Raw genomic sequence first — 20,504 nt, 5'->3', positions numbered from 1 at the left:
GAAACGGCACACGGCCGGTCGTCGAATGCCACCGGTGGGCTGAAGCCCACCCTACGTTGTTATCTCGTCGCCATCGGCGTTGGGTTGCTCAGCAGCAGGTTCGACTCCTGGCCTTCGTTGCTGAAGATCATGTCGAGCACGCCGTCGCGATTGAGGTCCACCAGGGACACGCCTCGCGTGTTAAAGATGCGCTGGCCGAGGCCGACGTCATCCGTGGCGTCGGTGAACGTGCCGTCGCCTTTGTTCCGCAACAGTCGATTGGGGCCGCGCAGGCAGCCGAGGACCAAGTCCTGCTTCCCGCGGCTGTTGACGTCGCCGAACGCGACCGACGTGAAGTTGCCGGACAGTGTCGCCGGCGCACCGGTATTGGCCGTCACGTCAGCGAACTTGCCGGCGCCGTCGCCGGCCAGCAGCTTGACGCCCGTCTTCTGGGGGATCACCAGGTCGAGCTTGCCGTCGCCGTTGAAGTCGCCGAAGGCGGGCGTTACGCCGGCGGGCGTGTATTCGATGCCGGAGGCCGCGACCTGCGTGAAGCCTGTCGGCGTCGCCAGCAGCATTACGCCGCGCCCGCCGCCGACGAGCACATCCTGTCGGCCGTCGGCGTTGACATCGGCGATCAGCAGATGGCTCGCCTTGAACTGCGACGCCAAACCGGCCGGGCCCAGACCGACGGCGTCAGAGACGTCGCCGAAGAACTTGACCATCGGTGCTTCCGGCAGCGTCGGCTTGAAGTACGCACTTCGGCCGGACTGAACGTAGCAGTACTTGATCAGCAGGTCGTTCTTGCCCTGTTTCAGCGGAACACGGGCCTGCACCTGGTCGGGGGCGGGCTGGCGTTGCTCCTTGTTCTCCAGGACTAGCTGTCCGTTGATCCAGGCCTTGATCGGACCGCCGCCACCGAGCGAGATGTTCATCTCCCCGTCGCCGCTGGCGGTGATGGTGCGGTGGAGATAGACGACCATGAACGGGTGCAGATCGTCACGGAACACTTTCACGCTGGTGACCGTGCCTTCGGGGAACTCGAAGTCTTTCCACGCCGCCTCGACATCCCCCTTGCCCTTGTACTTGCCGTCCAGCTTCAGCTCTTTCTCGGGCGGGTAGGCGGTGTCAACGCCGCGATTGTCGGCGTTGTCGAACGGGCCGATGATCTTCCAGCCCGACATCTGAACGGTCGGCGGCTTGGGCGGGGCCTGCGTGCCGAGGTTGCGCCAGAGCTTGAGCCCGGCGAATCCGTCGGCCAGCAGGATGTCCGGCCGCTTGTCGCCGTTGTGATCGATGAAGACAGCCGACGTGAGGTTCCAGTAGGGCTGGGCAGGCAGGGTGGCCGAGATGTCCTTGAACTTGTTGTCGCCTTCATTGAGGAGCAACTTCGGTCCGGTGGGGCAGGCCAGCAGCAGATCGAGCTTGCCGTCGCCGTCGACATCGCCCCACGCGGCCGACCGCGCGCCTTCGGCGAGCGGAATCGGCACTTCGTCAAATGCGCTACCGGCATTGCGCAGTACGGACACCTTCGCTTCGCCGTAAAGGCAGAAATCGACCTTCCCGTCGCCGTCGACATCGGCCGGTGCGATGCCGCTGCCGCCCGGATCAACGCGCGACAGCGCACCGTAATGGGTAAATCCCGCCATGCCCTGCACCGCGACCAGATCCTGCACGCCCCAGCCGGCGAAGTCGCGCTTGGCGTCATACTCCATGATCTTCAGGCTCGCCTTGAGCCGTTGCACCTTGGCCGTACGAAGCTGCACGGCGTTCTTGTCGCCGTCCACCATGCAGGGCACGGTAACTTCCTGCCCCTTGAGCATTTGCTCGACAATCGTCGCGAGTTTCTCCGGCTTGCCGGCGAACGTGCGGAGCAGGTAGGGCTCGGCGTGCGACATGGCCCACCAGTCGCCGGGATAGATCTGGTACCAGTAGTTTTCGATGCAACACTCGCCGGCCGAGCCGTTGTGGAAGAACAAAGCCATCTGCCCGACTTCGGCCCAGGCCATGACGCCTTGCCACTCGCGCGGGTGAAAGCCGGCCTTGCCGATGTTGTGCTTGACGACATCGCCGGGTTGCGTGCCTTTGATGTCGCGAACCTTGCGATAGACGATCAGGTTCTTCTCGCGGTCCACCTTCTCGACGCGAAGCAGCACGATCACGGTCGATTCATTGACGACCCGGCCGAGGGTGAAGGGGACTTCGACGTAGGCGTGCGCGGGGAAGGCAATGACTAGTAGCGCAAGGATAAGAAGAGTTGAGGCGCATCGGGCAACACTGATCCACTCCCATATCGACCGCACCGGTTGGAAATGCGTGTCACAGCAGCGCGTGTCGCAGGAGCGAGGACGCTGTCCGTGACACGGGTTTCCAACCCGTGCGGGCGACGTCCCACGTAAGCAACCGTCAATCTTCAACGTCTCGGCCATCGGAAGACTCCTTCCAAATCGGTCCTATCACATAAGCAGTTGTTCGCGCCACAACCCGCTAGTCGCGTTCTTCGACACGCAACCGCATCAAGATATCGAACTCGCGTTGTCGTCCCGTGTCTTCACCCCGTCCTTCAACGGTGGCGTGCACAGTGAGGATGCCCTGCTTAGGATCGAAATTCGTCACTCTGATCTCGGACGACTCTGATCTGTATGTTTCTCCCAGGAAGTTGATCGAGGGGCTCTCACCGTTCACATCCGGCTGATTCCATGACTTTCCCGTGAGGCTGGCGAATGGTTGTACCGTGACTTCCTGATACTCTTGGATATTGAACGACGCATCATCCCCGAACGCTTCGAGAGTGAGTCCGTCGTCCGCCCAATAGGCCTCAGCGCTGCTGAAATTCAGTCGCTTTGATCCAGAAATCGCATATCCGGCGTCGATGTCGTGACTAGCGCTTCCCATCGTCCTGACAACTCTCCTCTCACGTCCCGCTCTGCAGCATCGCCTTGGCAAGCGCGGCCGACGGCGTATCGGGATATTCGGTGACGACGCGCTTCAGCAGCGTGTTCGATTCCGCCGGCTTCTGCATTTCCTTGAACGCCCGTGCAGCCTCGTAGCACGCCGCCGCCGACCAGTCGGGGTAGTCGTAGGTGTAAGGAACGCTCAGCAGCGCCGTTGTCGCTTCCGCAAACTTCTTCTGCTCGATGCGGCACAGACCGATGTGCACCTGGCTGCGGGCGGCGACCTCGGCGGCAGTTCGGCGGGTGACCTCGGCGTACGAGTTCGCCGCCTCGTCAAACCGTCCTTGCTTCTGGAAGCTGTAGCCGACGCCAAACCGGGCCTCTTCCGTCCACCCGCTTGTCGGGTATCGCTGGATCAGCGCTTCGAACGCCTGGCGGGACGGATCCCACTGCCCGGCGCTTGCGTACGCCTGCCCCAGCCGCAGCATCGCCCGGTCGCTGACGCCGGCGAGATTTCGCAGGGGCTCCTGGTCGCGGAACGGCACGAGCAGCTCAATCGCTTTCGGCCAGTCCTTCGATTGCACAGACGCCTCGGCGAGCAGGAACTGGGCTTCGCCGCGGACCTGTGACCAGACGTTGGGCTGGTCCGCTTTAGCCGGGCGGCTCAGGTCCTTCAATGCTGCGGTTGCGGCCTTGGCGTCGTTCTTGGCGAGCAGGCAGGCAGCCATCCGGAGGCGAATCCGCTCCGACAGATCCTGATTGGGCGAATTGAGCAAGGCGGCGTTCAGGAGGTCCAGCGCCCCGTCGTCTTCGCCGCGATCGGCCAGCAGCTCGGCCAGTTCGAACCGAGCTGTGACGGCGATCGGCTTATCCGTGCCGGCGGCGATGACTTTCTCGTAGCGTTCGCGGGCACGCTTGCTCGAAGGCGTCGGCGGTATCGAAGACAGCGGCACGTCCGGCGCGATCAGCACCGGCGGCTGCGAACCCTTGGGCAGTTTCTCGACGATCTTGGCGAGCTGTTCCCGCCGGCGCTTCTGCCGGACCGATTCTGTCTCGGCGGTCGCGGCGACGCGGTCGCACCAAGCCAGTTCGTAAAGCAGTTGCAGATGCCCGTCGGTCCCCGCGCCTTTCTCGCCGAGCTGGTCGGCCATCGCGGCGACCGGTTTGGCGGCTTCGGAAAGTGCGGTGCCGGCGTCGTCCAGCGCCTTGATCGCCGCGGTCTGCTCGTCTTTGGTCGATTGCGGGCTGTTCAGCTTCCGGGTCGCCGTTTCGACGATCTTCGCGATCTCTTCCCGGCGGCACTGGGCCGACCGCCAGATGGCATTAATCGCCTCGGGCTTGCCCGCGTACTTGGCCACGATCTCATCGAACAACTTGCGGGCGTCGGCGAGCGCCGTAGGCGTGACGGCGATCGCCTGCTTCGTCGCCAGTGCCTGCTCGTAAGCAAGCATTGATGCCCAACTCGCTCGGGCGGGGTCTTTGGCCAGATTGGCTTCATGCTCGGCACGCACCTTGGCCAGCAGGTCGGCGGCTTCTTTGGCCTGCCCCTGCGATCGCATGAGGGTCGCCAGTCGCAGCAGCGCCAGCGGGGCGTTCGGCGATGTTCGCAGCGGATCGCCGGAGAAACGGCGAAGTTCATTCATCGCACCGCCGACGTCACCCTGCATGGCGATCAGCTTCGCCCGCTCGAAGACGACGGCCGGGGCCGTCGGGTGGCCGGCGAACTCGCGCAGGTGCTTTTCATATGCTTCGCGCGCCAGTTGCATCGCCTTGTCGCGCTCGGGCTTCTCGGCAAGCAGGCCGGCCATCCGCTGGTAGCAATAGCCCATCTTCAGGATGGCATCGGGGGCCAGCGCGTGCTTTGCGTTGGAACCGGCGAAGTTCTCCAGCATCTTCGCCGCCTGCTCGGCCTGCTGAATCAGGCCGGCCGCCTGGATGGCATCGTCGGTTTCCGGCGGGAAGGTTCGCAGCAGCGCATCGGCCTGCAGATAGCCCACCGTCGCCAGTTCGCCATTGCGATCGGACTCGGGGATTTGCGTGAGAATCGCGATCGCCTGCGTGGGTTTGGCCAGCTTCAGTTGCGACAGCGCCATCCCCTGACGAGCCAGGTGAACGTGCTGGAACTCGGGGTACTTCTCGATCAGCTTCTGGTAGCGAATGACGGCATTGTTGAAGAGCCGTTCGACCTCGGGGCGCGGTACTTCTGGTTTGGCGTCGGCGGCGACGGCTTTGAGATAGGCGTTTTCGGCCGACCGGAACCAGACGGCCGGCAGCAGGGTGCTCTTGGGGTACTTCTTTTCGAAGTTATCGCAGGAAGTGTCACTCTCATCGAACGCACCGGCCAGGTGCAGCGCAGTGCAGACGCGCTGGTGCGCCTCTTCGGCCCGCTCGGGGACGGCATTCTCCGTGATAACGGCACGGTACGTGCCCGCCGCTTCAGTGAATGCCTTGGCGGCGATCTGGGCGTCGGCCAAATCCATGAGGATGTCGGAACGGCGGCCTTTGGCGTTCGTATCGGTTGCGGCCAGTTGCTGGGCTTTTGCTGCCGCCGCGGTCATCAGCACGATCGACTGTTTCGCGGCGGCATCGACGGCCTGGGGGTTGTTGGCATCGGCGGCGGCCAACTGGGCCTTGGCCAGCCACCAGGTCGATTGATCACCGAGTGTGGCGTGGTCCTTCAGGGGCGTCAGCGTCGCAATCGCCTCGGCGTTCTGCTTCGACTGCAACTGGCAGTAGCCGACGCGCAACAGGGCCTCGGCGGCCAGCGGGTGGGCCTTGAAGTCCGTTGCGACCTTGCCGAATTGCTCCCGCGCCTCGGGAAACTTGCCCTCGTCGGCGAGCAGCACGCCGAGGTAGAACATCGACCGCGGCAGGTGATCGGGCAGCGGCCCGGCGGCGACCTGCTCCAGATACGCCCGTCGGTCGGCGGGTAAATTGTTCCCACCCTGCTGCAGCTGCTGCTGTGCCGACTTACGCTGCTGATCGACCGCCGCGATGACGGCCTTGTATTGCGTCATCGCCTCGGGGCGTTCGCCGGACTCGTGATGGATACGACCCAGCAGATACCGCACATGATCGCCGAACTCCTGGTCGAACGGCGCGAGCTGGCTGAGCGCTCGGCCGGCGGCGACCGTTTCCTTCAGCGCGACGTTGGCCTGACCGGCCTGATACAGCGCCAGCGGTCGGTACTTGCTCTTGCCGAGCACGGCGTCGGTGATGACCGGGTCGGCCGCGGCGAGCGATTCCTTAGGTTTGCCCGTGCGAAGCAGCGATTCGGCCCAATCGCATCGCGACCGTGCGATCCATTCAATGACCATGGGCTGTCGGTCCGGCGGGGCGGACTTGAGCAACGCCTCGAACGCCTTCACCGCCTCGGCGAACTGCGAAGCGGCTTCATCCAGCTTGGCTTTCGCGGCAGCGATGTGCGTCGGCGCTTCAGGCGGCTTTTCGACGGCCAGTCGTTGCGACGCCAGTCCGAGCGATCGCAACGCCGTCCCGCGAAAGTAGGCGGCGAAAGGTCGATCCGGCGCGGCGGCATCGGCGACCACGCGCGACAGCGCATCGGCCGAGCCGGCGTAATCGCGCGGGCCGTCCAGCAGCGACAGGCCCAGCCCGTACCACGCCGCGTTGACGTCCTTCATTCCGCCGAACTTGGCCGTGTATTCGCGAAACTGATTGGCGGCCTGGGGGTAGTTGCGGTCGTTGTACGCTCGTCGGGCGGCGTTGAGCAGTAGTGCCGCTTGCTCCTCGGGAGCCAGCTGCTGCTGTGCCGATGCAGTGGACGCCAATTGGGGAATGCAAACCGCTGGTGCCGCGAACAGGGCCGCTGACAGCAGGAGCGATCTTGCCAACGAAGTGGGGGGACGACCGGACTGGGTCGCGCTGCCGGCGGCGCGTGTCTCCGCCCGCCTGCCGACGACCACATCCGTGCGATCGCACCTGTCGCCCGAGCTTTCATCCGTCATTCCCGCCTCCATGTTTCAGAGCAATTGACGCCGGCGTACGTCTGGAGGAGTCTACGGCAGCTCGCTGCAAGCGTTGAACGAAAAAGCCTGTCGAATCACCCAACTGGGTGATTGACTCGCAATGCGTGCCACTTCGCGCTTCGGCGGCAACGCAGACTCGTTCACGCGATATCCTTCGTTGTTGAACAGCCACGATGACGGTTCGCCGCCGAAATCAACTTTCAGCACCGGATACAGTCTTCCAACGCCCGCGAGTACACACGAATGAACTGAAGGCGGGACCGAAGGATTCTATCTGATTACCTCCAGTGGTGAACTTTCGTGTTCATTCGTGCATAACCTGCCTCCGATGCCCGACCTCGCTGTCGTTCCCATCTTCGTCAATGCCACGGCGGCGGTGCTGCCGGCAATCATCGCGGGAGCGGCGTCGGCCGTGGCATTGCTTTTCAGGCCACGCGAACTGATTTCCGTGTTTCGACGGCGACCCTGGATTCCTGCGGTGCTTACCGTGTTCGTCGGACTTGGCGTGCATTGGATGATCGCGGCCAAGGCGGTCGCACCCCAGCCCGCTCGAGTGCAGCAGCCCACGAACTGGGCCGAAGTCGGACGCCAGATCGTCCGTGCCCGCCAGTACGCCGGCCAGGGTGCGACTCGTCCGACCACTACCGCTGCCGTAACGGACCTGATGCTGGGTGTCACGCCGCAGCGAACAGGTTACGACGGCGGACCGGTACCGCTCAGACTTTCGCTGGAGCCGCTCTGGTCGCACGCGGAGCCTGAAACCTTCTATCTCTCTACACCGATCGTCCGAGACGGGCGGGTCTACGGTGCCTCGTGCCAGCTCGACCTGGTCGGTAAGTACGGCTACGTCTTCGCCGCCGACGCCCGCACGGGCAAGATCCTCTGGAAGACCTCGTCGGCGACCAAGGACGGAACCCCGTTCAACGCGTTCTTCTCCTCTCCGGCGATCAGCAAAGACGGCAAATCGCTGGTCATCGGCCAGGGCCTGCACGAACACGCCGACTGCTCCCTGCTGTGCCTGGATACCGAGACTGGAACCGTCCGATGGCAGGTGCCGACGACGCTGCACCTGGAATCATCGCCGGCCATTCGTGGCGATCTGGTCGTCATCGGTGCAGGCGCCATTGAAGACGCCAACCACAAGCCGACCACCGATCCTGGATTCGTACTGGCGGTCAGCCTGGCCAGCGGGAAAGAACTCTGGCGATACCCGATCGCCGACCCGGAAAGCTCGCCGGCGATCGATGAAGCGGGCGTCGTGTACATCGGCAGTGGGTTCAACGGCAATGCGACGATCGCCTTGAAAAGTAATAGCGACGCCGATCTGAAGTCGCGAGGCGACGATCGGCTGATCTGGCGCGTGCCCGCACCGTACCCGATCGTCGGGCCGGTGACCTTGGCGGGCGATCTGGCGATCGTCGGTGGCGGCAACAGCGACTTCGTCAACGCCGACCCGCGGCCGGCCGGCGTCGTGATGGCGATCGATCGAAAGACGGGCAGCGTCCGCTGGCGTCGCGATATGGCCGACGCCGTCCTGGGCTCGGTCTCTTTCCTCGACGGCAAAGTGTTCTGCCCGATTCGCAACGGGTTCGTTGTGGTGCTGGATGCGGCTGACGGCAAGGACGTCTGGCGGGCGAAGGTCGGCGAAGGGTCGCCAATTCTCGCCGGGCTCGCGGTGACGGCAAACCGGCTCTACGTGGTGAACAAGATCGGTCAGCTCCACGTGCTGAACCCCGCCGACGGAACACCGGCCGAACCGCCGCGAAGCGTCAACGGCAAGCCCGGTGATCTGGGGTTCTGCCTGAGCGGGCCGACCGTGGCCGAGGGGCGGCTGTACATCGGCAGCGAAACCGGCGGCTTGCGATGTTTTGTGGGGACGAAGTGACGAAGCCTGACTACATCCTCCCGCTCGAAGAGTGCATCGATATTGCGCTCGTCGGCGGTAAAGCGGTGAACCTGGGCGTGCTGCTGCGCGCCGGATTTCCCGTGCCCGGCGGATTTGCGATCACGACGGCGGCGTTTGCAGGGCGGGCACTTCCGCAGGACGCCATCTTCGCTGCCATTGTTGCCGCCTATCACGTCATGGGCGGCGGTCCAGTCGCGGTGCGGTCATCGGCAACCGCCGAGGACATGGCCGGGGCTTCGATGGCGGGGCAGTACGACACGTTCCTGCATGTGCACGATGATGCTTCCCTGCTCGATGCCGTAACACGTTGCTGGGCCAGCGTCCGGTCTGACCGCACACGAAGCTATCTCGCCGGGCACGGCATCGACATCGATTCCGTCGCGATGGCGGTCGTGGTGCAGAGACTGGTGCGGGCCGACATCGCCGGTGTGCTCTTTACCGCCAACCCCCGGACTGGCGATCGCGGCGAAATGCTGATCGAGGCCACCTGGGGTCTGGGGGAATCGCTCGTCAGCGGCCGGATCCAGCCGGATGTGCTGCGGGTTGATCGCGCCGGTGGCGGCGTGATCGAGCAGCGGATTGGCGACAAGCGGCTCATGATGCCTGCCGCGGGACCACAGGGCGGTGCCGCCGAGTCGGTCTCACCCGACGGCGAGGTCGAAACGCCGGAACATCTCCGCCGCACCGCCTGCCTGAAGGAAGCCGATATCGCCGGCCTCTGGCGGCTCGGAAGGCAGGCCGCCGAGCATTTCCGCGCAGAGCAAGACATCGAGTGGGCGATTGACGGTGGGCAGCTTTTCCTGCTGCAATCCAGGCCGATCACGACCCTGGAAGAGTCCGAAGCGTATCAGCGGATTCTGCTGGAAACGCGCGACGATATTCGACGCGACGCCCGCGGCGATGGCACGCCGCGTGGCCCCTGGGTACGGCACAACCTCGGCGAAACGCTTCCACACCCAACGCCGCTGACCTGGTCGGTCATGCAGCCGTTTATGACCGGTGCCGGGGGCTTTGGCGCGATGTACCGGCTGGCTGGTTTCGAACCGTCGGCGGACGTCTGCCGCGATGGTTTTCTCAAGCTTATCGCCGGGCGCATCTACATGGATGCATCGCGGGCCGCCGGAATCTTTCAGGAGGCGTATCCGTACCAATATGACCTCGACCTGCTGCGCAAAAATCCCGACGCGGCGCAATCTCCGCCGACGATTCCGGCGGGATCGTTCATCGCCCGCTGGAAGGCCGGTCGCAGGATTGGCGATGTTCAGAAACGGCTCGCGGCACTTGCGGGCGATCTTGATCGCGAACTGCGTCACGAGATCTTCCCCGCGTTTGGCGATTACTGCGGTCGCGAGCGCGCCAAAGACCTCGCGGCCATGTCCGCCGATGAACTCGCCGAATGCTGGGAGCAACGCCGCGCGGCGGTGCTGGATGACTTCGCCCCGATGTCGCTGCTGCCGAGCCTTGTTGAAGGCATGGCGCTGGGGGAACTGAAACAGTTCCTGGCCGAGGAAGTCTGGGACGAAGACGCCGGCGAGCTGTCGGCGGCGGTGTCGAGCAGCCCCGTGCCGAACATGACGCTGCTCGCCGACGCCGGGCTATACGAATTGGCATCGGGCAGGCGCACGATCGACGATTGGCTGAAGCACTTCGGACACCGGGCAGCGGGTGAGTTCGACCTGTCCGTTCCGCGCTGGCGCGACCAGCCCGATGCCGTCCGAACCATGGCCGACCGCCTCGCTGGCGGGGCCGATCCGATGTCATTGCATGAATCACACGCCTCGGCGGTCCGCGAGCGCGTCGCGAAGCTGCGGGCGGCGATGCCCGAAGCGGCCGCGAAAGAGTTCGACCGGCGGCTGGATCTGGTCTGGCGATACATCGTCTTCCGTGAAGACGGCAAGTACTTCCTGATGCTCGGGTATGCCCTGCTCCGCGATGTCGCGATCGAGATCGGCCGGCGGACGGGATTGCGGGATGGTGTGTTCTTCCTGACGGCGCAGGAAATGCTTGCCGCGCTGGTCGAGCGGGGCCCGTCAGCCTCCGAGCTCGCGGCGTCGATTGCCGCCCGTCGTATCCAGCATCGTGCTGAAGTGCGGATCTCGCTGCCCCACGTGATCGTGGTGGAGGAGATCGAAGCGCTCGGCACACCGCCGAAGATCGTCGCCGACGGAGTTCATGAAGCGTTTGCCGTATCGACCGGCGTTGCAGCAGGGCCGGCGAAGATCGTGCGTTCCCCGGCCGAGGCCGGCGACCTGGGCAAGGGGTACGTGCTGGTCTGCCCCAGCACCGACCCGAACTGGACGCCACTGTTTGTGAATGCGTCGGCGCTGGTGCTGGAGTGCGGTGGTACGCTGTCGCACGGAGCGGTCGTGGCCCGCGAGATGGGACTACCGGCCGTCGTTCTGCCGGACGCGACTCGGCTGTTTACGGATGGGCAATTACTGCGGGTTGATGGTCACCACGGTGCCGTCGGACCGGCCGACGCTGGTGAGCCGGGTGGGCTATCTGCCGCGAAGACTGTCCTTTCTTACAACGGCGGGGCGGTAGACCCGAACGATACGTTTATCGAGGCCAGGCTGCTTCCACCACCGCCCGGCGGGCGTGATCGTCGAGCCGGACGCTGGGCGTGTGCCGGGCTGCTCGTCTGGGGCATTTTCCTGGTATTGGCATTTCTGCTGCCCGAGCACTGGCTCTACCAGCCGTCGCTCCGTGTGCTGGATGCGATTTTCTGGCCGCTGGTGCCGATGGTGGGCAAGCCGTTGACGGTCGCCATCATTGCCGCGCTGGTGGCGTTCACCACGATGGTCATGCAGCGCGTTCTGACCGATAACCGCCGACTCGGCGAAGCCAAACGGCGGTCCGATGCGCTTTCGAAACAGGCGGCGTTATTGCCGGCCGGTTCGCCACGGCTGGTATCCATTCGCCGAGCGACGGCGGCGGTGCAGGGTCGCCTGTTTGTTTCGGCGATGGTGCCGATGGCCGTCTTCCTTGGCCCGATGGTAATGACGTTCTTCTGGTTCCCCGCCCGAATGGATCCGGCAAGCTGGAACGCCGCGCCGGGGACGGTGGTGCAGGTCGAAGCAGAGCTGTCGAGCGCCGCCCGCGGTACGGCCAGCGTCGCAATGGTCGCCCCGCTGCGACTCGATTCCGCCACGCCGCCGGAGCAGGCTGTCGAAGATGTCTCGACCGCGGATAAGGCGCTCGGTCAGTTGCTCGTCGCCTGGGAGGGCCAGTCGGGCAGTGGCGCAACGCGTCCTGCGGATGAGGCGATTGCCGATCAGATCGACGCGGCAAAGACGCGCGGGGATTCGCCAGCGGCGCTCCGGCAGTTTCTGGGTTCTGGCCCGCTCGCGCCGCGCCCGCTGCGATGGACCGTTCATACGCCGACCGAGCCTGGTCGCTGGCCCATTGCCGTTCAGGGGCCCGATGGCGCGGTAGTGACCCTGAAAGCCGTCGTCGGCGATACCCGGCCGCCGGAACCATCCGAAGTTCAAGGCGATGCGGGAACGAGCCTGACGCATGTAAGACTGATCTACGAAAGCCGGCCACCCGGAAAGTTCTGGCGACCCCTTTCCGGCGTGATCTGGCAACCTCTCGTGCAACGAGGGTGGAATCAGTGGGACGCCGGGTGGCTCTGGACGTATCTTCTGGCGTACTTGCCTGCGATGTTCATCAGCCGAAGGGCGCTGGGCATTGCGTGAACGCGCTGATGATCCACTGTCGGAGGAGTTGCTTCGTGAACCAGCCTATGAAAAACGTGCTCTTTGCCGTGGCAGTAGCGTTCGTACTGTCCCCTTCGACCGCTCATGCGGTGATCGAGGCCAAGCTTCCGCTGACGTCGATCTATGGCATCTCCAAGGGGGTCGTCGTCGGAACCGTCGAGAAGGTGAACCCCGAGACCGGCGACATGGATGTGGTCGCAAAGGAGACACTCACCGGCGAAGGTTTCAACGGTGCCTGCCGCATTGCCGTCCAGGTGCCGGAAATCCGTCCGCATCTGGCTGCCGGTCAGTCGGCGGTCATCATGCTCAGCAAGCGCGACCCGAAACAGGCCATTCTGCACATCGGCGATACCTGGGCGCTGGCGACCTACGACGCCACCAAGCGCATTCCGTTCTTCATCGCGACCGGCGTGAAGCCGGATTTCCCGCACACATTTCCGGGCTCGACCGACACGCTCATTGCCATCCTGCGCGACCTTAAGAAAGACGGAAAAACCAGCCTGCTCGACAAGGTCGATCCGGCGATCTTTGCCGGCGGCATCAAGGAAATCGGGAAACTTCCTGTGGCGAACCCGACCGCGATTACCACCGGCGACTTCGATGGTGACGGCAAGCCAGACCTGGCGGTTGCGACGGCGGCGGGGGTGTCGGTCTACTCGCTCGAAGGCGGAGCGATCGCGCCTTCGAAGGCATCGTCGCCGAAAGATTTTCCGCCCGGGGCGGCGACACCCGGTGGCGAGCCGGCGCTCGCGACTGCCGTCGCCGCATTCGGTCCCGCCGGGGAGCGGGCACGGATCGTCGCGCGATCGAAGTCGATCACCCGCGAGCCGGTTGACGACAAGTCCAAGCTGCCGATCGATGACTTCAAACGGCTGACCGGCGACCCGGCAAAGGTGTTCTTCCCGACCGTCGGTGCCGACGGCGTCAAGGCGGCGGTCATGACGGACATCGACATCAACGGCGACGGCCGCCGCGATGTGCTGATCGCCGCCGACGAGGGGGCAATCGTGCTCGTCAACCGAGGCTACGGCGCGTTTTTCGTGATCGCAAAGGTCAAAGAGCTTCTGGCGAAAGACGGGAAGTATCCGTTCCCGATCGAGGCGGGTACCAAGCTGGCGGCGGCCGACCTGGACGGCGACAAGAAGGACGAATTGATCGTGGTCGCGGCCGACGGGCGGGTTTGGGTGGCGAAGTAGGACGGTTGGGTATGAGATGCGCGATGTTTCACGCGCTCGGCATGAAACCGGTGCTCATGCGTCGTCGCCGTCGTGTCTGCCGGGTCAAATCGGTTCCGGCAGCTTCATCGCCGTGCGGGCACTTTCGACCGCCGCTTTTGCGTTGCCGACCATGAAGAACACCAGGTTCTGCGTGCGCCAGACGAGGACGGGATGGACGTCGGACGTCCTGCTGTAGCAGCAGGTCCCGGGGGCGAGATCAACCTGGTTGGTGAAAGGCTCGATGAACAGGCTCAGGGTGTCGGTTCCGGCTGTGCTGCGATAGAGCAGATGAACGCCGGTTTCTTCCGGACGACCGCAGGGACCACAGCCGAGGTACTTGAAGCCGATGCTGCTCAGGTCGGGGTAGTGCTGGCTGTTGTTGTTGACGTACTGCTTGACCGGCTCCTCGATCGACACGAGTGTTTTCGGCCAACCGCCGTGCGGATGGTGTTCCACGCCGCGGGAGCAGCGGACGTGGATCTGCGTCGCGGCGGCGATGTAATTCGCGGGGAGAACGTCACGATCAGGGTGCGTGGCGATGGTCGGCCGATCGGGCTGAAGGGCGAACCGCCCGATCAGCGTCCCGCCGGCCAGCAGGGCGATCGCTGCGGCAACGCCTAGCGGCACCCAGCGTCTGGCCACCGACGAGGGTTCTGCGGTCGTGGCGGCGGGCATCTGGAACGCCAGCGCCGCCACCGATCGCTGCAATGCTTCGCTTGGGCCCGGCCCGGCCGATAGCGTTCTTGCGACGGCCTGGCGGAGGCGGATTTCCTGCTCAACGACCTTTGCCGCGTCGGTGTCGGCCGCGACGGCGCGCATCGCCTCGAGCTGCTGGGCAGCGTTCAGCTCCCCGTCTGCAAACGCCATCAGGCGCTGCGTCGCATCGAGGTTGTCGGTGGGGTCTGGCATTTCGCGTTCGATACAGTTCGTTCGATTTCGGTTCGATCCTTTGATACGCCGCGTTCACAGCCCTCGTTCGACCGCGACATCCGCGAGCGATTCTGCGAGCAATTGGCGCGCCCGGAACAGCCGGCTCATTACGGTGCCGATTGGGATGCCGGTGATGTCGGCGATCTCGCGGTACTTCATCTCCTCAACGGCCCAGAGCAGCAGGACGTCGCGGTAGTTGTCGGGAAGCTGCTCGACCGCTTTCTTGACGCGCTGGTCTACGTTTTCCCAATCTAGTTCCAGCGGGACCGATTGCGGGGCCGCGGTCTGCTCTGCCAGTTCATCGGCCGCTGCCGCAACCTCCGTTCGCCGACCGGCCCTGGTTCGCCAGACATTGTGCAGGATCTTAAACAGCCAGGGTCGAGGACCGAGATCCGTTTCGCGGTAGGTACCGGCAGACTTGAACACCCGCAGGTAGGTTTCCTGGACCAGGTCTTCAGCGATCTCGCGCGATCTGCACAGATAGACTGCAAGCCTGTGCACGGCCGGGAGTTCGGCCAGTACCAGGTCGCGGAACTGGAGCTGAGCAGGGCGGTCCAAAACGATGCGGTCCTTGCTTCGCGCCCGAAAGCCATTACCGGCGGGCGACCGGCGTTATTCCACCTGGCAAACAATCGGCACAGGGAAAATAGCCGCGCGACGGGCGTGATGGAAGGGTGCCACGCGACATCGCCGGAGAATCACAGACATCGGCGTGAAAATCGGTAGAGTCTGGCGCCAGGGTGTCTGCCGATCGGCAGGTATCCGGGGCCCCTCGCGAGGGGGTCATTCAGTACCGCAACAATAGACCTGGAGCATCCGATGGCGGACCGACTTCGTTGGGGCATTCTGGGAACCGGCAACATCGCCCGGCAGTTTGCGGTGGGCGTGAACGCGTCGAAACATGGCGTTCTGACGGCGGTTGCATCCCGGGATGGGGCAAAGGCGGCGGCGTTCGCTGCGGCAAACGGGGTGGCGGCCAATGGGGTGGCGGCGTCGCTCGGCGATTATCGCGGGCTGCTTCGCCGGGATGATGTCGATGCCGTCTATGTCTCACTACCCAACTCGATGCACCACGACTGGACGATCGCGGCGCTCGAAGCCGGAAAGCACGTACTTTGCGAAAAGCCCTTTGCCGTCACGACCGCCGAGGCCCGGGCGATGTTCGCCGCCGCCGATGCCCATCGTCGGGTGCTGATGGAGGCGTTCATGTACCGTTGTCATCCGCAAACACTGGCGGTCCAGCGTGCCGTCGCCGACGGTGTGATCGGTCGGGTCACGCAGGTCCGTGCCAGTTTCTGCTATCGGACGAGCAAGATCGCCGGAAACGTGCGTTTCGACCCGGCGCTTGCGGGTGGCGCGCTGATGGACGTCGGCTGTTATTGCATCAGCCTGGGTCACCTGTTCTGCGGGCCGGCGACCGACGGCTCGGCGACGGGCAACCTGCACCCGACCGGCGTGGACGACCTTTGCACCGGCTGGCTCAAGTATGCCGGCGGGGCGGTGGCGAGCTTCACCTGTGGAACGGGCACGCAGGCCAACAACACCGCATACATCTGTGGCACCGACGGTTTCATCGAGATCCCCGTCCCCTGGAAGCCCCCGGTGCCCGCCGGCGAGTTTGTCATCGCCCACGCGACGCCCCCGAAACAGGATTTTGCCGGCGGCGGCGCCCCGCCACCCCCGCCACGCCGGGTCGTCACCGTCCCTTTCGAGGGTGACCTTTACGGCATCGAAGCCGACGATTTTGCCAGCAGTGTCTGGACCGGCGGCTCCCCCCGGGTCACACGCGCCGAGACGATGGAAGTCTGCAGGTGGATTGAACGCTTCAGGGCTCAGATCGGGCTGGCGTACTGAGATGGTTCTGGCTCGACCTTGGATCGACTTGAGCTGCGGTGATCGCGCTGTCCGGCTGCACTCTGTCGTCAATCCATGCCATTGTTTCAGGCTCGGTGGACTCCCACCCGCATCCCGATAAGATGTGATTTGCATCCCGCGCGAGTTGTACGAATTTCCGGAGGTCTTCCGACGTGGCCCAGGCCGACATCATTATCGCCGACGAAAAACTCATCCCGCAGGCCGTAGAGATCTACAACGCGATCTTCCGTCCCCGGCGTGAAGTGGACTTCTTCAAGCGCCGGTTCATGGGGCGTTACAACTGCCTCACGCTCATTGCCAAGATGGACGACAAGCCGGTGGGGTTCTGGATCGGGTTCGAGCTCAAGCCGGGGATGTTCTACCACTGGATGGGCGGGGTGCTCCCCAATGTGCGTCGCCACGGCGTGGCACGGCAGCTGCTCGAAGCGCAGCAGGCCTGGTCGAAGGATCACGGGTACGAATATCTGCGCTGCGAATGCATGAACGAGCAGCGGGAGTTCATGCACTTCATGATCGCGATGGGGTTCGACATCGTTGGCATGCGTTGGGATTCGACCTACGCGAGCAACATGCTGGTGTTCGAGAAGAACCTGCTGGAGTAGCACGCCACGAACGCGGTATCAGCGAGAGCGGCATCCGCAAGTAGTGTCAGTCCCGGATCGCGGCGAGATCGGGAAAGTGCGGGTCCGAATCGGCCGGCGGCGGCAGTGGGGGCCTGACCGGGGGATAGTAGACGCGGCGCTCCTGGCTGATCACATGGCGCAGAGATGCGTAGGTCCAGAGGCCGCCCACGATCATGACGATCGTACCACCCACCAATACTCGGCCCAGCCATTCTCGCATATAGGACACATCGACGGCCGGCGGGTGCCACTGAAGTGCCGACAGTGCTACGCTATGGGGAATGACCTCCGTCGAGTTCGAACAATGGTTGCTGGCGTCGCCCGCCGATCGGCGGCCTCTGATCATGGGGATTCTGAACGTCACGCCCGATAGTTTCAGTGATGGGGGACTGTACGTTAACCCCCAATCCGTCGCGGAAGTCGCCGGGCAGATGATTGAGCAAGGTGTTGATCTGATCGATGTCGGGGGGGAATCGACGCGTCCCGGGTCGCGGCCCGTTTCAGAAGCCGAGCAGATTCGACGCATCGAGCCGGCGATCCGAGCCGTCGCCGGTCTGGGCGATATCGTCATCTCGATCGACACCACGCGGGCCGCCGTTGCCAAAGCAGCGCTGCAGGCTGGTGCCGACATGGTGAATGACATCTCCGGCGGTCGGGACGACCAGGCCCTCCTGCCGCTTGTCGCGGGTGCCGGCGTACCCATTGCGCTCATGCACATGCAGGGCACGCCGGCCACCATGCAGATCGACCCGCGCTATCAGGATGTCACGGCCGAAGTGATATCGTTCCTGGTCGAGCGGGCGGCCGCCGCCGAATCCGCCGGTGTGGCCCGACATCGAATTCTTCTCGATCCCGGCCTGGGCTTCGGCAAGACCTACGAGCACAACCTTACCCTGCTCCGGCGATTGCCCGAATTGGCGAAGCCGGGGCGTCCGCTGTTGATTGGTCCCAGCAGGAAGGGTTTTATCGGCAAGGCGACCGGAGTGGCCGACCCCATGCAGCGGCAATTCGGAACCGCGGCGACAATCGCCTGGGCCGTGGCAAACGGAGCAGCGGTCGTGCGTGTCCACGATGTCGGACCCATCGCTCAAGTCGTTCGCATGGTGCGGGCGATAGAGGGATTCTGCGATTGACCCGCAGGCTGCGCCGTTCCCCGACCATCATCAGGGTATCGGGAAGGGGTGATTCATCGGTTTCCACGGAATTGCTCGGAATTGACGATCGGGAATGGTGACGGCCGCCCGTGTCGCGCAATATAGTTGGGCCTCGCCGACGACAGACGAATGATTGCGTCCCTCTTCAACCTCCAAGACTTCTTTCGCTCGTTGCGCAACTACGAGTGGTGGCGGGTCGCGATCGAGCTGCTCCTGATTGGGGTGGTCGTCTATTGGGTAGTCGGTTTTCTACGAGGCACCCGCGGTGCCCGCATGCTCCGTGGGATCGCGTTCGTCCTGATCACGCTGTACCTGATCGTCGGCTTGCTCGCCGACCAAGCCGGCTTGGAGCGGCTCAAGTTCCTGTACGAAAAGTTCCTGCTCGGTGCGTCGTTCGCGATTGTGATTGCGTTCCAGCCGGAACTGCGGCGGGCGCTGATTCGGTTGGGGGAGCAGCTACCGATCATTCGCGGTCGCAGCGAGCGGTTTAGTGAAGATATCGAGGCACTGGTCGAGGCGGCGACTTTCCTGAGCCGCCGGAAGATCGGGGCGGTGATCGCGATCGAGCGCGATACCCCGATCGTCCCGAACGCCGACGAAAACGGCACGATGATCGACGCGAAGCTCACGGCCGACCTGTTGAATACGATCTTCTGGCCCAACAGCCCGCTGCACGATCTGGGCGTCATCATCGCCGGCGGACGGGTGGCGTTTGCCGGGGTGCAGTTTCCGATGGCCGAGAGCGGCGAACTGGAGCGCGAGTTGGGCGCTCGGCATCGCGCTGCGGTCGGCATGAGCCAGGACAGCGATGCCGTGGTCGTTGTCGTCTCGGAAGAGACAGGCGATATCAGCATCGCCGAGCGCGGACAGCTGATCCGCAAATTGATGCCCGACGGTCTGCGCGGCCTGCTGACGGAACTGCTGGGCCGGGGTACGCAAGGCGGCTTCTTTCGCAAAGCGCCTTGAGTCTCAATTGACTGCCGTCGCTTACGCCATGGTCGCCGTTGCGACCTTCTCGATTCTGCGGTCGCGCCGCCTGATGGTGATGATGATGTCAAAGAGCCTGCATGCCTGATCCTTCCTCCATCATCGAACAGACCGCCGCCGAACCGGCCGCCCCGCGACCGGACGAGGTGCCGCTCAAAGGCAAGAAACGTCCGAGCCGCACGGTGGCGTTCGTTCGTGGCTGGATTGACGAACACCTCTCCCGCGAGAAGGTGTCGTCCGTAGTCAAGACCCTGCTCTGGGTCATCCCTCTGACAATCCTCATCTGGATCTATGCCGAGCGGCAGGAACTGGCCGGCGTTCCCGGCGTGACGATCCCCGTGGAGATCGTCTCGAACGACCCCACGAAGGTTTTCTCGATCCAATCGCCGGCGAGCAAGCTGATCGTTGTGAAGCTTGTTGGCCCTCGCGCGGCCGTGGAGCAGGCGCAGAAGCTGTTTAACCCGCTCAATGGCAATCCGCCGGCGAAGATCCTCTACGACTCTCCGCTGGACAACGCTTCTCAGCGGATCGCTTCGGTGCGTATCCGCGAGGACAAGCGACTGGCGGATCTTGGCGTAACAGTCGAGAGCCCCGAACCGGCGGAGATCAAGTTCTACGTCGATCAGCTTGTGGAGAAGGAATATCGCGTCGAAGTGGCCGACCCGCGGCGGTTCGGGTCGCCGCCTAAGTTCACTCCGGAAACAGTGAAGGTTCGCGGTCCGTCCCGGGTGCTGAACAATCCGGCTACCACGATTCGAATCGAGGCCGATATCGCCGCCGCGATGGGCCGGGCACCGGCGTCGGATGAGCCGGTCCAGCTCAGTGACGTCAAACTGAACGTGATCGGTGGCGACACCGCCAACATCGCCCTGAGCCCGCCCGCGGTCGCCGCGATCGTGACGCCCGTCAAAGCCAAGGAAGATACGTTGCCCACGGTGCGCGTGATGATCGCGGCACCCAAGCTGGTGCTCGACCGCTACCTGATCGAAACCGTCCCGTCGGGCGTCGAGACGATCCCGAATGTGCTCGTCTCCGGACCCGAGGAACTGGTGAACCGGCTCAAGGACAATTCGCCAGTCGCGTTTGTGGAAGTGAGCCCGGCGGTCCTGACCGAGGGCGAGGCGGACGTGCCGATCAGGTACAACCTGCCGCCCGGGGTGGTCCTCAAAGATGAACGAAAAACACTGCGTATCCGTGCCACACCCCGATAAGCCCACGAACCGCGATTCATCCC

The 20,504-nt window shown here is 64.1% G+C and carries 14 protein-coding genes; 8 read left to right on the top strand and 6 right to left on the bottom strand.

Translation table 11 applies throughout. The features are described from left to right. Positions 1-59: 59 nt before the first annotated feature. From IPV69_RS09965 to IPV69_RS09955, 3 genes are all read right to left on the bottom strand, one after another. Entirely contained in the window at positions 60-2,282 is a 2,223-nt protein-coding gene (locus IPV69_RS09965) for an FG-GAP repeat domain-containing protein (RefSeq protein WP_206294960.1), read from the bottom strand. A gap of 184 nt (positions 2,283-2,466) precedes the next feature. Beyond that, complete coding sequence (locus tag IPV69_RS09960; RefSeq protein ID WP_206294959.1) at positions 2,467-2,874, bottom strand: hypothetical protein; 408 nt, start codon at positions 2,872-2,874, stop codon at positions 2,467-2,469. 19 nt (positions 2,875-2,893) lie between these two features. Continuing rightward, entirely contained in the window at positions 2,894-6,838 is a 3,945-nt protein-coding gene (locus tag IPV69_RS09955; RefSeq protein WP_206294958.1) for a tetratricopeptide repeat protein, read from the bottom strand. A gap of 349 nt (positions 6,839-7,187) precedes the next feature. Here IPV69_RS09955 and IPV69_RS09950 point away from each other — a divergent pair, with 349 nt between their 5' ends. From IPV69_RS09950 to IPV69_RS09940, 3 genes are read left to right on the top strand one after another with little or no spacing between them, the layout of a single operon-like run. After that, entirely contained in the window at positions 7,188-8,744 is a 1,557-nt protein-coding gene (locus IPV69_RS09950) for an outer membrane protein assembly factor BamB family protein (protein ID WP_206294957.1), read from the top strand. Continuing rightward, entirely contained in the window at positions 8,741-12,463 is a 3,723-nt protein-coding gene (locus tag IPV69_RS09945; RefSeq protein WP_206294956.1) for a PEP/pyruvate-binding domain-containing protein, read from the top strand. The genes IPV69_RS09950 and IPV69_RS09945 overlap by 4 nt, the downstream gene beginning before the upstream one ends. A 35-nt stretch (positions 12,464-12,498) precedes the next feature. Further along, a complete protein-coding gene (locus IPV69_RS09940) occupies positions 12,499-13,680 on the top strand; it encodes an FG-GAP-like repeat-containing protein (RefSeq protein ID WP_206294955.1) in 1,182 nt (393 codons plus the stop codon). A gap of 84 nt (positions 13,681-13,764) precedes the next feature. Here IPV69_RS09940 and IPV69_RS09935 read toward each other — a convergent pair whose 3' ends face one another. Together IPV69_RS09935 and IPV69_RS09930 are read right to left on the bottom strand one after the other, a co-directional pair. Beyond that, positions 13,765-14,610 carry an anti-sigma factor family protein gene (locus IPV69_RS09935; RefSeq protein ID WP_206294954.1) on the bottom strand — a complete coding sequence of 282 codons (846 nt, stop codon included), beginning with the start codon at positions 14,608-14,610 and terminating at the stop codon, positions 13,765-13,767. A gap of 54 nt (positions 14,611-14,664) precedes the next feature. Then, complete coding sequence (locus tag IPV69_RS09930; RefSeq protein WP_206294953.1) at positions 14,665-15,189, bottom strand: RNA polymerase sigma factor; 525 nt, start codon at positions 15,187-15,189, stop codon at positions 14,665-14,667. 261 nt (positions 15,190-15,450) lie between these two features. On the opposite strand from IPV69_RS09930, the gene IPV69_RS09925 reads away from it, so the two are divergent. Both IPV69_RS09925 and IPV69_RS09920 read left to right on the top strand, forming a co-directional pair. Further along, positions 15,451-16,485, top strand: a complete 1,035-nt coding sequence (locus tag IPV69_RS09925; RefSeq protein ID WP_206294952.1) for a Gfo/Idh/MocA family protein — start codon at positions 15,451-15,453, stop codon at positions 16,483-16,485. 173 nt (positions 16,486-16,658) lie between these two features. Continuing rightward, positions 16,659-17,108: a GNAT family N-acetyltransferase gene (locus IPV69_RS09920; protein WP_206294951.1), complete on the top strand. Its 450-nt coding sequence runs from the start codon at positions 16,659-16,661 to the stop codon at positions 17,106-17,108. A 46-nt stretch (positions 17,109-17,154) separates the two neighbouring features. Here the strand turns inward: IPV69_RS09920 and IPV69_RS09915 are convergent, their stop codons facing one another. Then, positions 17,155-17,475, bottom strand: a complete 321-nt coding sequence (locus IPV69_RS09915) for a hypothetical protein (protein ID WP_206294950.1) — start codon at positions 17,473-17,475, stop codon at positions 17,155-17,157. On the opposite strand from IPV69_RS09915, the gene folP reads away from it, so the two are divergent. From folP to IPV69_RS09900, 3 genes are all read left to right on the top strand, one after another. Next, positions 17,474-18,262 carry a dihydropteroate synthase gene (folP, locus tag IPV69_RS09910; RefSeq protein WP_206294949.1) on the top strand — a complete coding sequence of 263 codons (789 nt, stop codon included), beginning with the start codon at positions 17,474-17,476 and terminating at the stop codon, positions 18,260-18,262. The two genes, IPV69_RS09915 and folP, sit on opposite strands and share 2 nt — an antisense overlap. 150 nt (positions 18,263-18,412) lie before the next feature. Further along, complete coding sequence (gene cdaA, locus IPV69_RS09905) at positions 18,413-19,249, top strand: diadenylate cyclase CdaA (protein WP_206294948.1); 837 nt, start codon at positions 18,413-18,415, stop codon at positions 19,247-19,249. Positions 19,250-19,350: 101 nt separating this feature from the next. Beyond that, the gene (locus IPV69_RS09900) at positions 19,351-20,481 is read left to right on the top strand and encodes a YbbR-like domain-containing protein (protein WP_206294947.1); all 1,131 of its coding nucleotides are present in this window, start codon (positions 19,351-19,353) and stop codon (positions 20,479-20,481) included. Positions 20,482-20,504 lie beyond the last annotated feature (23 nt).

It is taken from the genome of Humisphaera borealis (assembly GCF_015169395.1).
GTDB classification, from domain to species: Bacteria; Planctomycetota; Phycisphaerae; order Tepidisphaerales; family Tepidisphaeraceae; genus Humisphaera; species Humisphaera borealis.
This window is presented reverse-complemented; position numbering and strand designations above follow the sequence as displayed.